The following is a 229-nucleotide window of genomic DNA, read 5'->3' on the forward strand; positions in this document are numbered from 1 at the left end:
ACCCAGAGCGACCCCGTCCCGGCCAACAACACCGCCAACGCCACCACCGCGGTGAACGCCCCGGCCGGTGTCGACCTGGCCGTCACCAGGAGCGCCCCGAGCACCACCAGCATCGGCGACACCCCGACGTACACCGTGACGGTGACCAACCGCAGCACCGGCCAGAGCGCCACCGGCGTCACCCTCACGGACTCGCTCACCGGCCCGGGCACCGTGCTCTCGGCCACGC

Annotated in this window: 1 pseudogene; it reads left to right on the forward strand. The window is 73.4% G+C overall.

Annotation, left to right across the window (positions count from 1 at the left end):
* Window positions 1-229 (forward strand): annotated as a pseudogene (locus tag VR45_RS03715) (DUF11 domain-containing protein); the annotation flags it as partial.

Source organism: Streptomyces sp. NRRL S-495 (genome assembly GCF_000966955.1).
GTDB lineage: Bacteria > Actinomycetota > Actinomycetes > Streptomycetales > Streptomycetaceae > Kitasatospora > Kitasatospora purpeofusca.